Consider the following 12,636-nt stretch of genomic DNA (forward strand, 5'->3'; position numbering starts at 1 on the left):
AACTTCAACGTTTAACGCAAAAACATTCGAACAGCCTAGAGAATATCGTTCAGCATCACGCCCACGCCGACGCGAGTCTGGTTGAAGTTGTAATCGATAAGCGACTCGCCGTAACCGCTGTACACCTGAGTATAGATGCGGACATGCTTCGTCATTGGATAGCTTAAGCCCACTTCCGCACCGCCGTAGCCGGTGTTCCAGTTGTACTGGCCTTTGGCGCTGAGCACGGCATCACCCAACTGATAGCCGACTTTGAGCTGGTAGTAGCCCATATATTTGGTGATATCCGGGTTGTCATCGGTTTCGCCCACCACATACCACGGCTTCACTTCCACCATCCAGTTACCGTTCTGCGCCATCAGACGCGTATAGGCACGGTTCCAGCTGCGGGATGTCGGGTCAGAGCGACCGTTGGAATCGTGGTTAAAGCCCACTTCGACGTCACGCAGCGTCCAGCCCGCAAACTCATAATCCGTTGCAAAACCGAGGAACAGCTGCGGCTCATAGTTGGTTTCACGGAACGGCGAGGATTCTCCGCTGTTAGAGAGCTGCCACCAGGATTTCTGCGTGTAAGACGCCCCGAGCACCGAGTTCGGCCCCAGAATACCGCGCCAGAACGGGAACGCGAGGCTGAGCTGGAACTTCACCTCATCTTTACGGGCATTATCAGACCAGTTATAGGAGCTTATCGCCTCTTTGTTGAGATCGCTGGTCTGGGTATAAATCACGTAGTTGGTGTCATACGGATAGAGCGTGAACGGATTGTCATGCTCCTGAAGAAGGTTCGCGATAATGCTACCGTGAACGGCAGGTTTATCATGCACCTCTTTGATCGTCGCTTCCTGCGCATATGCTGTGAGGGGCAGCGCAACCGCCGCCAGTAACCAGGCCAGATACGTCCGCATCGGTGGTGTTCTCCTGCAAAAGAGTAAAATTAGCTGAATAGTTATGTGGCGAACATTCTACAGACTTCTGCGACAACTGCTGCATCCTCGTTTCTGAAAGTGGAATTCCTTGTTGCCGAGGCATAAAATCAACATTTCGTTAACAATAAGGATGTGATGCCTCATGTCAGCCATGCTTACCGCCGAAGAAGTGTTAAAACTCGTGGGCGAGATTTTTGTTTACCATATGCCGTTTAACCGCGCGCTGGGACTGGAGCTGGAGCGTTACGAGAAAGATTTTGCCCAGCTGAGCTTCAACAACCAGCCGATGATGGTGGGTAACTGGGCGCAAAGTATTTTGCACGGCGGCGTGATTGCCTCCGCGCTGGACGTGGCGGCAGGTCTGGTCTGCGTGGGCAGCACGCTGACCCGCCATGACACCATCAACGAAGATGAACTCCGCCAGCGTCTGGCGCGCATGGGCACGATTGATTTGCGCGTCGACTATCTTCGCCCGGGGCGCGGAAATCGCTTTACCTGTACCAGCAGCCTGCTGCGCGCGGGAAATAAAGTTGCCGTGGCGCGCGTTGAATTACACAACGAAGAGCAGGTGTATATCGCCAGCGCAACCGCCACTTATATGGTGGGTTGAGGCGGCAAAATCGGGTAAAATTAATTCACTTTTTTGTAACGGATTTTCCCGATGGATGCTAAACAGACGCGGCAGGGCGTTTTACTCGCCCTTGCCGCTTATTTTATTTGGGGTATCGCCCCGGCGTATTTCAAGCTTATCGCCTACGTTCCGGCCGATGAGATCCTGACTCACCGTGTTATCTGGTCATTCTTCTTTATGATTGCACTGATGAGCCTCAGCCGTCAGTGGTCGGGTGTCAAAACGCTGCTGCAAACCCCGAAAAAGATTTTCCTGCTGGCGCTCTCCGCGGTGCTGATTGGCGGCAACTGGCTGCTGTTTATCTGGGCGGTGAATAACCATCACATGCTCGAAGCGAGCCTGGGGTACTTCATTAACCCGCTGGTGAATATCGTGCTGGGGATGATTTTCCTCGGTGAGCGCTTCCGCCGGATGCAGTGGGTGGCGGTGATTCTGGCCTTCTGCGGCGTACTGGTGCAGCTCTGGACCTTCGGCTCGCTGCCGATTATTGCCCTCGGCCTGGCGTTCAGCTTTGCGTTCTACGGCCTGGTGCGTAAGAAGATTGCGGTGGAAGCGCAGACGGGGATGCTGTTTGAAACCCTGTGGCTGCTGCCCGTGGCGGCGATTTATCTCTTCGGCATCGCCGACAGCGCCACCAGTCATATGGGCAGCAACCCGTGGTCGCTGAACCTGATGCTGATGGCAGCGGGCGTGGTGACCACCATTCCACTGCTGTGCTTCACCGGTGCCGCGACGCGCCTGCGTCTCTCCACGCTGGGCTTCTTCCAGTACATTGGCCCGACGCTGATGTTCCTGTTGGCGGTGGTGTTCTACGGTGAGGTGCCGGGGGCGGATAAGATGGTGACGTTCGCCTTTATCTGGGTGGCGCTGGCAATCTTTGTTGCGGATGCGATTTATACCCAGCGCAGGGTGCGCAAAGGGTTGTGATGTTGCCCTCACCCTAACCCTCTCCCACTGGGAGAGGGAATTCGATCGTAGGGCGGGTTAGCGAAGCGCCACCCGCCAGATTTTTACAGCCAGTTCCGGCGCTTAAAGTACAGATACGGCGCCAGCCCCGCGAGGATCATGAAGATAATCGCCCCCGGGTAGCCAAAGCTCCACTTCAGCTCCGGCATAAACTCAAAGTTCATCCCATAGCTGGACGCCACCAGCGTCGGCGGCAGGAACACCACGGACACTACCGAGAAGATCTTGATGATGCGGTTCTGCTCGATGTTGATAAAGCCCATCGCCGCCTGCATCAGGAAGTTCACCTTCTGGAACAGGGATTCGTTGTGCGGCAGCAGGGATTCGATATCTCGTAAAATCTCCCGCGCCTGCTCCAGCTGACCGCCCGGCAGACGCGCCTTGCGCACCAGGAAGTTCAGCGCGCGCTGTGTATCCATCAGACACAAGCGCACCTTCCAGCCGATATCTTCCAGCTCCGCCAGCGTGGAGAGCGCTTCGTCGTACTCATCACCCTGATGGCCTTCCATGATCACGCGGCTCAGCTTTTCCAGATCGCTATAGATGTTTTCAATTTCGTCCGCCAGCTGTTCAATTTTGGTCTCGAACAGATCGAGCAGCAGCTCGTAAGCGTTACCGTCCACCATTGCCTGGCTGCGGGCGCGCATGCGATAGAGGCGGAATGCCGGCAGCTCGCGCTCGCGCAGGGTAAACAGACGGCCGTCGCGAATGGTAAACGCCACGGTGGAGTTACCCGCGTGGTCTTCCGCATCTTCAAAGAAGAAGAAGGAGTGAATATGCAGACCGTCTTCGTCTTCAAAAAAACGCGCGGATGCTTCGATGTCTTCCAGTTCCGGGCGGGTTGCCAGGCTTTGCCCCAGTTCAGATTGTACGCGAAGGCGTTCATCGTCGTCCGGCTCGACCAGATCCACCCATACGGCATCAATGAGGGGCTGTGACTCTTCGGCTTCAAGCCGAGTCAGTCGGTTATTTTCGAGTTGAAATGCGCTCAACATGACCGGGACTCCCAATGCAAAAAATATCGGACAGTTCGGTGGGCACACAGAAACAAATTGGGTTTCAGACCATTAAACAGCCTGACTCAGCGCGACGGGAATAATGCAGGTCGCTGACAACCACTAAGGCCATCAGCAAGAGGAGATAGCCTTAGGAGTTGTTCCTGGATGACAGGGAATTGAGCCAGTATCTACTGGGTGTGTCCAAGGCGAATGTCCTCTTAGCGTAATCGTGCGCGCATGTTACGCCAGCTATAACTATGGCGTCAACACGCAACGGAACGCTGAAGGGCATTAATTGACCTTCGCTGTATAAGGCTAGCAGATTATTACAAAATAATGATATTTTTCTGAATGTTAGACTGTTTCCAGCTTCGCATAGGCCGCCACCAGCCATTTGATCCCCTGCCCCTGGAACGCCACCTGCAGGCGGCTGTGCTCGCCGCTGCCTTCCAGATTCACAATGGTGCCTTCGCCAAACTTCGAATGGCGCACGCGCTGGCCTAGCTTGTAGCCGGTGTCGGTTTCCGCAATTGGCGAGCCCATGCGCTGATGGCTGACCGGACGGCTGATGCTCGCCCGCAGACGCACCTCTTCCACGCACTCTTCCGGCAGCTCGCCGATGAAGCGCGACGGACGGTGATAAACCTCTTTGCCGTACAGGCGGCGGGTTTCGGCGTAGGTTAGCGTCAGCTTTTGCATCGCGCGCGTCACGCCCACGTAGGCCAGACGACGCTCCTCTTCCAGACGTCCGCCTTCATCCAGCGACATCTGGCTCGGGAACATCCCCTCTTCCATCCCGACAATAAACACCTGCGGGAACTCCAGGCCTTTGGCGGAGTGCAGGGTCATCAGCTGAACCGCATCCTGCCAGGTGTCCGCCTGCCCTTCACCCGCTTCCAGCGCGGCGTGGGAGAGGAACGCCTGCAGCGGCATCAGATCTTCGTCTTCTTCGTTGTAGCTGAACTGGCGCGTTGCCGTGACCAGTTCCTCTAAGTTCTCAATACGGGTCTGGCCCTTCTCGCCTTTCTCCTGCTCGTACATGGTTCGCAGGCCGGAGTCTTTAATCACCCGGTCGGTCTGCACGTGCAGCGGCATGTCGGCGGTTTCCTGCGCCAGGGCGTCAATCAGCTCAAGGAAGCGCTGTAATGCGCTGGCGGCACGTCCGGCAAGCGCTTTTTCCTGCAGCAGCTCGCGGCACGCCTGCCACAGCGTCAGCTGGCGATCGCGCGAGGCCTGACGCACAACGTCCAGCGTGCGGTCGCCAATCCCGCGGGTCGGCGTATTGACCACGCGTTCAAACGCCGCGTCGTCGTTACGGTTCGCAATGAGGCGCAGATACGACAGCGCATCTTTGATTTCCTGACGTTCGAAGAATCGCATGCCGCCATAAATGCGGTACGGCATGCTCACCTGCAGCAGCGCCTCTTCCAGCACGCGCGACTGGGCGTTGCTGCGGTAGAGAATGGCGCACTGCTCCAGCGCGCCGCCGTTGTCCTGCCAGGTTTTGATGCGGTTCACCACGAAGCGGGCTTCGTCGAGCTCGTTGAAGGCGCAGTAAATCGAAATCGGTTCGCCGTCGACGCCATCGGTCCACAGCTTTTTACCCAGACGCCCGTTGTTGTTCTCAATGAGGGCGTTGGCCGCGCTCAGGATGTTGCTGGTTGAACGGTAGTTCTGCTCCAGACGGATGGTTTCCGCGCCGGGGAAATCGTTGAGGAAGCGCTGGATATTCTCCACCTGCGCCCCGCGCCAGCCGTAGATCGACTGGTCATCGTCGCCCACGATCATCACCTTGCCGGTATCACCGGCCAGCAGGCGGATCCACGCGTACTGGATGTTGTTGGTATCCTGGAATTCGTCCACCAGGATATTGGTGAAGCGTTCGCGGTAGTGCTGCAGGATGTGCGGCTTGTTGAGCCACAGCTCGTGGGCGCGCAGCAGCAGCTCGGCGAAATCCACCAGGCCGGCGCGATCGCACGCTTCCTGATAGGCCTTGTAGACGTTCTGCCAGGTCTGCTCGACCGGGTTGCCGAAGCTCTGAATGTGGTGCGGGCGCAGCCCCTCGTCCTTCTGGCCGTTGATGTACCACATCGCCTGACGCGGCGGCCACTGCTTCTCGTCGAGGTTCATCGCCTTGATCAGGCGCTTCAGCAAGCGGAGCTGGTCTTCGCTGTCGAGGATCTGGAAATCCTGCGGCAGGTTGGCGTCCATATGGTGCGCGCGCAGCAGGCGGTGCGCCAGGCCGTGGAAGGTGCCAACCCACATGCCGCCCTGGCTGGTGCCCATCAGCTGAGCGATACGGTGGCGCATCTCTGCTGCCGCCTTGTTGGTAAACGTCACCGCCATGATGGAGTACGGGGAGCAGTTCTCCACGCTCTGCAGCCAGGCGATACGGTGAACCAGCACGCGCGTCTTACCACTGCCCGCCCCAGCCAGCACCAGCATGTTGGTGCGCGAGGCGGCAACCGCGTCACGCTGTTTGTCATTAAGGCTGTCGAGCAGGTAAGAAACGTCCATTGGCACCGTCACATAGTATTCAGGAACACAGCGAAGCGCCTGGTGGCGCTTCGCTTACCGGGCCTACAACTGCAAACCCCTGGTAATTTATACAATATTACTGGTGATTATATCAGCGTCGTGAGGGATGCCAACCGTGAAATTTCCACGTGCGGCAGAAGACGGCTGTCGGTTGCGGTCATCAGCTCCGCATTTTCCGGCTTGATCCAGCAGGCCTGCATCCCGCAGCGAATAGCACCGGCCACGTCCGTGGTCAGGTCATCCCCCACGTGCAGAATGTTACCCAGCGGCAGGTTAAGCTTATCCGCCGCCAGATGGTACATATCATTAAACGGCTTCGCGCGCCCGTGCGGGCCCGCGCGCAGCACAAATTCAAAGTAATCGCTGAGGCCAAACAGCTCGGGCTGGGCATTGCCGTTGGTGATGGCCACCAGCGGCCACTTTTCGGCAAGCTTCGCCAGCGTGTCGTGGGTCTCCTGCGGCACGTCGATACGGCTGCGCCATTTGGCAAAGTTTTCCATGGCCGCTTCGGCACCGATGGCCGCGTCCTGCGCGCTTAGGCCAGCATTGAGCATCGCCTGCTCGACCGCACGACGACGCCATTCGGTCACGTCGTGGTAAATGTCCGGCTCGGTTTCCCGCAGGGACTGACGGAGCTTCTGAAAGTCCTTGTTCTGTATCGCTTTCAGCGCGGGGTGGTAGTTCTGCACAAACGCCAGCGACTCCTGCTCGGTACGCAGGATCACCTCGCGGTTGTCATAAAGGGTGTCATCAAGGTCAAACGTCAGAGCTGAGATCTGACCGAGTGGGCGGTAAAAACGCATTATTTCCCCCGTTTGGCGCGTGGATGCGCCGCGTCATACACCGAGGCAAGGTGTTGGAAGTCTAAGTGGGTATAAATTTGTGTGGTCGACAGGTTCGCGTGGCCAAGCAGTTCCTGCACGCCGCGCAGATCGCCGCTCGACTCAAGCATGTGTGTCGCAAAGGAGTGGCGCAGCTTGTGCGGGTGAACGTGGCTGTTCAGCCCCTGCTTAATGCCCCACTCCGCAAAGCGCTTCTGGACGTTACGTGCCGAGATCCGTTTGCCGAGCTTCGACAGGAACAGCGCATCCTCTTCGCTGCCAAACAGCCCGCGCAGGTCAAGCCAGTGCTCAATCCAGGAAACCGCATTGCGGCCAATCGGCAGGCGGCGCTCTTTGCTGCCCTTGCCCATCACCCACACTTCACCGGATTCCAGATCGAGGTGTTTGATATCAAGATTAACCAGCTCGGACAGACGCAGCCCGGCACCGTACATCACCTCCAGCATCGCGCGGTCGCGCACGGCGAGCGGATCGTTAAGGTCGATATCCAGCAGGCGGTTTACGTCGTCGACGTCGATATTTTTAGGCAGATGGCGCGGCGCTTTCGGCGTGGCGATCCCCTTTGCCGGGTTGGCTTTTAAGCCCCCCTGGCTGACCAGCCAGTCGAAGAAACTGCGCAGCGCTGAGAGCCTGAGCGCCAGGCTCGCCGGGCTGAGATTTTTTTTACGGCTACGCACGACGAACCCGCGTACCGTCGCAGCGTCACATTGTTGCCAGCTTTTCAGGCCGATTTCGTCGGCGATCTGCATGATGGCATCAAGCTGACGCTGGTAGTTGAGCAGGGTAATGGGGCTAAGCTGACGCTCCACGCCCAGATAGCGCAGAAAGCGCGAGACGTCAGTGGCGAGCAGTCCGTCCATCATACGCGCTCAATCCAGCGCTCCAGCAGCTCGGGCAGCATCAGGGCGATCTCCTGCAGCAGGTGCGTGGCTTGCCCCTGCTCATAGTGATGCGCATCGCGGCTGGTAAATAACATGACTCCCAGATCGCCATCGCGCCCCATCAGCGACATCGCCACCGAGCCAATCGCTTTGGCTTCCGGTAACACCACCAGTAGCTCAGGCCCGTTCAGCGGCCCCAGATAGTGGTGCTCATGGCCCAGACGCTGAATGCGCAGCGGTTCAAACGCCTGACGGCTGAGCGCCAGATGGGTGAACCCCGACGGTGCGCCAATGCGCCAGCGGTCAGGGAAAAGACGAATCGTTGCGCCCGCCAGCCCCAGCTCGCGAGCCCAGCGGTGGAAGCGGCTGAGGAACTCGTCAAGACTGTGCGCCGACGCCAGACGCGCCTGCAGATGCAGCAGACGATAGAACAGGCTTTCGTTGGTGCTGGCCTGCTCCATCAGCAGCGTCATGTTCTCTTCTAGCTGATTGATGTGGTTGCGCGAGCGCGCCATGTGCCATTCGACCAGCGACACGGTCCCGCGAACCGGATGCGGCACGCGCATCTCTTCGACGACGCGTGCATTACGAATAAAAAACTCAGGATTGCGCAGCAGATAATCAACAACAGCTCTGTCGTCCAGTTCCGTCACTGTTTCCTGCAGTTCTTCCCCTGGTTGTTTCATAGATGGATAAACCCGTCATAGACATGTGCCGCCGGGCCAGTCATATACAGTGGATGACCCGGTCCTTTCCAGGCGATATCAAGCCGACCGCCCGGTAATTCCACGCGAACCTCTTCAGCCAGTAACCCCTGGGAGATGCCCACGGCCACCGCAGCACAGGCACCGCTTCCGCAGGCCTGCGTCTCGCCCGCGCCGCGCTCGTAAACCCGCAGGCGAATGTGCTCACGCTTCACCACCTGCATAAAGCCGATGTTCGCGCGCTCCGGGAAACGTTCGTGGCTTTCCAGCACCGGGCCGAGCGTTTCGACCGCGGCGGTTTCCACATCATCAACCTGAATCACGCAGTGTGGGTTACCCATTGAGACGACGCCGCACAATACTGTCTGCTCGGCCGCACGCATAATATAGGTCTTTTCCGCTTTGTTTGCGCGAAACGGCACGACGGAGGGCTCGAAGTTAGGCTCGCCCATGTTCACGCGCACCAGCTCATCATCGGTGACGCTGAGCACCATGCGGCCATTGGCCGTGCTGACGCGAATATCACGCTTGTTGGTCAGCCCTTTCAGGCGGACAAAGCGGGCAAAACAGCGTGCGCCGTTGCCGCACTGGTTAACTTCGCTGCCGTCCGCGTTAAAAATACGGTAGTGGAAATCGAGGTCGGGATCGTACGGTGGCTCGACCACCAGCAGCTGATCGAACCCCACGCCCAGATGCCGATCCGCCAGGCGACGGATCAGTTCCGGGGAGAAAAACACATTCTGCGTTACCGCGTCGACGACCATAAAATCGTTGCCAAGGCCATGCATTTTAGAGAACTGCATCATTTGCTCCATTGCGCGGGTACAGAACGTTGTCGTCAGAGATTAACCTGAGTCGGGCCACCGTTGTCGCCACGATCGTTAGTATTTGGCGTGGTAGACTCAATGCCGCTTTGCACGGGTTTCGTCGGCGGCGGCGCGGTTTTATCCGCAGGTGGGAAGTACAGTGGTCCCTTCAGTCCGCAGCCAGTCAGGCTAAACAGCGTGATGAGAACGGCAAGCGTTCGGAAAGCGTTTTTCATTATAAAGTTGCCCGTAAGTTCAAATCTGTTTCTATCATCGCAGGAGAAGACACAAAAGCAAGAGTTTGCCGCTTTCCTGCAACGGGAATTATTTAGGGTTATACTGCCGGCATCACGAAAAACAGGAACAAAACCATGAACGACAGTGAATTCCATCGCCTTGCCGACAACCTGTGGATGACCATCGAAGAGCGTCTTGACGACTGGGATGGCGACAGCGATATCGATTGTGAAATCAACGGCGGCATTCTGACCCTGAGCTTCGAAAATGGCAGCAAAATTATTATTAACCGCCAGGAGCCGCTTCACCAGGTGTGGCTGGCCGCGAAACAGGGCGGCTATCATTTCGATCTGAAGGACGGGGAATGGGTTTGCGACCGTAGCGGCGTACCGTTCTGGGATCTGCTGGAACAGGCGGCGACCGCGCAGGCGGGTGAGGCTGTAAGTTTCAGGTAGTTTTGTTGCCGGGTGGCGCTGCGCTTACCCGGTCTACGGGTTCGAGCTGTTGTAGGCCCGGTAAGGCGTAGCCGCCACCGGGCGAGCGAAAAGGCTCAGGAGAAATACTGCTGCAACAGCGGCGCGGTGTCCTGATTGGCAGGCGCGGCTGGCGTTACGGCCTGTGTACGGAACGGGATCACCTGCGTACGTCCGTCGACGTTCACAATCTGGTAGAACTGCGGCAGGTTAAAGTTGATAAAGCTTGAGCCGTAGGTGAAACGGTCATGCGAAGAGGAGTAGAAGCGGCTGACGTCGCGCACCAGCTCCTCTTTACTGCCTTCACAGTGGTGATACACCTCGGCGCGGTTGGTTTCATCCAGAATGTAGATGTTGAACCCGGCATCGTCGCCCGACTCTTCAAAGAAGAACTGAATAATCCCTTCGCTGGCGAATCCGTCCACTACCTGCGGGAGCTTAACGTGGTTGGTTTCCACCTGCACCGACAGGCCATGCAGCTTGTTGTGTGAAATCGCGCCGTAGAACTCGATGGCGTTTTCCAGCTTCTGTACCGACACGTTCAGGCGTTCGAAGAACAGGCCCCAGGTCTGACCGGAGACGCGCAGCGCTTTAAAGCGTCCGGTTTCCTGACGGGTGCTGGACAGACGCAGTTCGATACACTCAGAAACCAGCTGCTGCACGCGGGTACGAATTAAACCGCGCAGGTGCTGGCTGTAGCAGAACACCTCAACGCTGTCCGGCGGTGCGGCATCCTGGTGCATCTTGCCGAGAATCGTTTTCAGCGCTTCGATCATCGCCTGCTCGCCGTTGAAATGCAGGGTACGCACTTCGTTCCACGAGTTGCGGTACAGCAGATCGACGCTGCCCACCAGGCAGTTTTGCTGCTCGCCAAAGCTGAAGACGTCCAGCTTGCGGAAGTCAAAATGAACCACCTGATTGCGGAAGGCCGCCGTCGGGTCGTATTCCAGGTTGACGATAATCGCCAGATGGCGAATTTCGCACGGGCTGTAGAGCGCTTTCGGCGTTGGGGCAGGCAGACGCAGCGGGAAGTGGTGCGAGACATCCGCGACCATCTCCTGCAGCTTAGCGAGATCTACCACCTCGTTACCTTTGATAAACAGGCGCGTGCGCGAGGTCAGCAGGCCGTTAAACCAGGCCCAGGCCACCAGCTTGTTCAGGTAGCGGTTATACTCCAGCGGCTGATGGCTGATGATTGAGTCCATGCTTGGCGCACGGTTATACAGATACCACCCGGTGCGGTTTGCGCGGCCCGGCGGCACGTAGATAAAGGTCAGGTTCGGTTCTGACAGGTCTGGCGAAATCTGCGGGTTAACCAGGGTGACTTTACCCGGCAGCGCTTCAAACGCGGCGTACAGCTTGCGGGTCAAGACCCCGATGTCCTGCGGGCTGGCGGAAACGCTGAGGTTGTTACGGCGCGCAAAGCGGATCAGGTTACGATAGCTTTGCATCATCGCATCGAGCAGTTCGTTGTGCGCTTCACGCACCTGATCGATTTTCCAGTTGGCCCGGTTGTCGAGCATGGACAGACGCGCTTCGTCCCATCCCCACTCTTTCACTAACTGACTGACCACTTCACGACGCCAGCCCACGCAGGCGCGCTCGCGGCTCAATTTCTCACAGACTTTGAGATAGAAACATCGACGCACCAGGTCAAGACGCGTGGTGTCATCAATGGCTTTCAGGTATTCGGTCACGCGCTCCAGCATCATGCAGTAAGCATCCAGCCCGAAGGAGACGATCTCCCCGTCGTGCAGACGCTGCTTGATATCTTTCGCCAGCAGGCGCGGCGTAGGGTATTCCCAGGAATAGGCTTCCAGCAGCAGCGTTTTCAGCACCGCTTTGTACGGTGAGTCGATACTCTTATAGAGCTGCCAGAGGCTTGCGCCAAAGTACTCTTCGGCTGACAGAGAGCTGAGGCCGCCAAGATCCAGCCATTCGTTTGGCGTCAGTACGCCCTGCGCGTAAAGCGACATGACGTAGTCATCGTAATGCTCTTCTTCTTCGCACGGGACCATATTCCACAGAATACGCTTCCCGGCCAGACGCACGGCAGTACGGTAAAATTCATCCAGCAGTAAGATGTGCTGAGTCGAGCCGCAGTCCTCACCACCCAGACTGCCGCTTTCGTTATGGCGGAAACGGTTTTCATCAATCAGGAAGAAGCTTACTTCCACGCCGAGCGAGGCCGCCCAACTCTCCAGCAGGCTGCACTTGCGCTGCAGCAGCTGACGCTCGTCGTTATCGAGCCAGGACTGATGGCAGACCCAGATGTCCAGGTCCGAAGAACAGCTTTGCCCTACCGATGAGGTGCTCCCCATAGAGTAAACGCCGGTAATCGGCAGTTCACCTTTTGGAGACTCCTGTGGCGGCATGCCGCGGTAGAGTTCCAGCTCGTTCAGGTAATGCTGTTGGGTTTCATCAGGCGTGAAAAGGCAAATGCCCTGGGGAACGTTACCGTCAAGGTAGCCAGGCATCAGCGGATGGTGATAGTGCAATAATGTCGGCAGCAGACTGTATACCTGCTGGAAAGCAGGGCCCATGGCAGCAAGCGCGCGATCCACACGCAGTTGATTAATGGCATCCAGTCTCTGTTTCAGAGTCTCAATATAGAGGTACAAGACGTATCGCCTG

Annotated in this window: 13 protein-coding genes; 3 read left to right on the forward strand and 10 right to left on the reverse strand. The window is 57.5% G+C overall.

All coding sequences use genetic code 11. The features are described 5' to 3' along the window. Positions 1 to 35: 35 nt before the first annotated feature. On the reverse strand, positions 36 to 905 hold the full coding sequence (gene pldA, locus LBF07_RS10515; protein WP_023333803.1) for a phospholipase A: 870 nt from the start codon (positions 903 to 905) through the stop codon (positions 36 to 38). Between the two features lie 163 nt (positions 906 to 1,068). Between pldA and yigI the strand changes: the two genes are divergently transcribed. Together yigI and rarD are read left to right on the forward strand one after the other, a co-directional pair. After that, complete coding sequence (gene yigI / locus LBF07_RS10520; protein ID WP_008501538.1) at positions 1,069 to 1,536, forward strand: acyl-CoA thioesterase YigI; 468 nt, start codon at positions 1,069 to 1,071, stop codon at positions 1,534 to 1,536. A 51-nt stretch (positions 1,537 to 1,587) separates the two neighbouring features. Further along, on the forward strand, positions 1,588 to 2,484 hold the full coding sequence (gene rarD, locus LBF07_RS10525) for an EamA family transporter RarD (protein WP_023309622.1): 897 nt from the start codon (positions 1,588 to 1,590) through the stop codon (positions 2,482 to 2,484). 83 nt (positions 2,485 to 2,567) lie between these two features. Here rarD and corA read toward each other — a convergent pair whose 3' ends face one another. The 8 genes from corA to LBF07_RS10565 all read right to left on the reverse strand — a co-directional run bounded on the left by corA (position 2,568) and on the right by LBF07_RS10565 (position 9,528). After that, positions 2,568 to 3,518: a magnesium/cobalt transporter CorA gene (gene corA, locus LBF07_RS10530; RefSeq protein WP_008501540.1), complete on the reverse strand. Its 951-nt coding sequence runs from the start codon at positions 3,516 to 3,518 to the stop codon at positions 2,568 to 2,570. Positions 3,519 to 3,669: 151 nt separating this feature from the next. Further along, the gene (ysgD, locus tag LBF07_RS10535; RefSeq protein ID WP_212743980.1) at positions 3,670 to 3,726 is read right to left on the reverse strand and encodes a YsgD/CorL family protein; all 57 of its coding nucleotides are present in this window, start codon (positions 3,724 to 3,726) and stop codon (positions 3,670 to 3,672) included. Positions 3,727 to 3,875: 149 nt separating this feature from the next. After that, a complete protein-coding gene (gene uvrD, locus LBF07_RS10540; protein ID WP_033146899.1) occupies positions 3,876 to 6,038 on the reverse strand; it encodes a DNA helicase II in 2,163 nt (720 codons plus the stop codon). A gap of 107 nt (positions 6,039 to 6,145) precedes the next feature. Continuing rightward, positions 6,146 to 6,862 (reverse strand): 5-amino-6-(5-phospho-D-ribitylamino)uracil phosphatase YigB, encoded by a 717-nt coding sequence (yigB, locus tag LBF07_RS10545; RefSeq protein WP_033146900.1) that lies wholly within the window; start codon positions 6,860 to 6,862, stop codon positions 6,146 to 6,148. Next, entirely contained in the window at positions 6,862 to 7,764 is a 903-nt protein-coding gene (xerC, locus tag LBF07_RS10550) for a tyrosine recombinase XerC (RefSeq protein WP_033146901.1), read from the reverse strand. The genes yigB and xerC overlap by 1 nt, the downstream gene beginning before the upstream one ends. Beyond that, positions 7,761 to 8,468 carry a DUF484 domain-containing protein gene (locus LBF07_RS10555; protein WP_023309626.1) on the reverse strand — a complete coding sequence of 236 codons (708 nt, stop codon included), beginning with the start codon at positions 8,466 to 8,468 and terminating at the stop codon, positions 7,761 to 7,763. Before LBF07_RS10555 ends, xerC begins: the two co-directional genes overlap by 4 nt. Further along, positions 8,465 to 9,289: a diaminopimelate epimerase gene (gene dapF / locus LBF07_RS10560; RefSeq protein WP_008501545.1), complete on the reverse strand. Its 825-nt coding sequence runs from the start codon at positions 9,287 to 9,289 to the stop codon at positions 8,465 to 8,467. The genes LBF07_RS10555 and dapF overlap by 4 nt, the downstream gene beginning before the upstream one ends. A 35-nt stretch (positions 9,290 to 9,324) precedes the next feature. Beyond that, positions 9,325 to 9,528, reverse strand: a complete 204-nt coding sequence (locus tag LBF07_RS10565) for a lipoprotein (protein WP_014885650.1) — start codon at positions 9,526 to 9,528, stop codon at positions 9,325 to 9,327. A 135-nt stretch (positions 9,529 to 9,663) separates the two neighbouring features. On the opposite strand from LBF07_RS10565, the gene cyaY reads away from it, so the two are divergent. After that, positions 9,664 to 9,984: an iron donor protein CyaY gene (gene cyaY / locus LBF07_RS10570; RefSeq protein ID WP_023333807.1), complete on the forward strand. Its 321-nt coding sequence runs from the start codon at positions 9,664 to 9,666 to the stop codon at positions 9,982 to 9,984. 95 nt (positions 9,985 to 10,079) lie between these two features. Here the strand turns inward: cyaY and cyaA are convergent, their stop codons facing one another. Continuing rightward, positions 10,080 to 12,623, reverse strand: a complete 2,544-nt coding sequence (gene cyaA / locus LBF07_RS10575) for a class I adenylate cyclase (RefSeq protein ID WP_023309629.1) — start codon at positions 12,621 to 12,623, stop codon at positions 10,080 to 10,082. Between the last annotated feature and the right edge of the window lie 13 nt (positions 12,624 to 12,636).

The sequence above is a fragment of the Enterobacter cloacae complex sp. ECL352 genome (genome assembly GCF_020149545.1).
In the GTDB taxonomy this organism is placed as follows: domain Bacteria; phylum Pseudomonadota; class Gammaproteobacteria; order Enterobacterales; family Enterobacteriaceae; genus Enterobacter; species Enterobacter asburiae_B.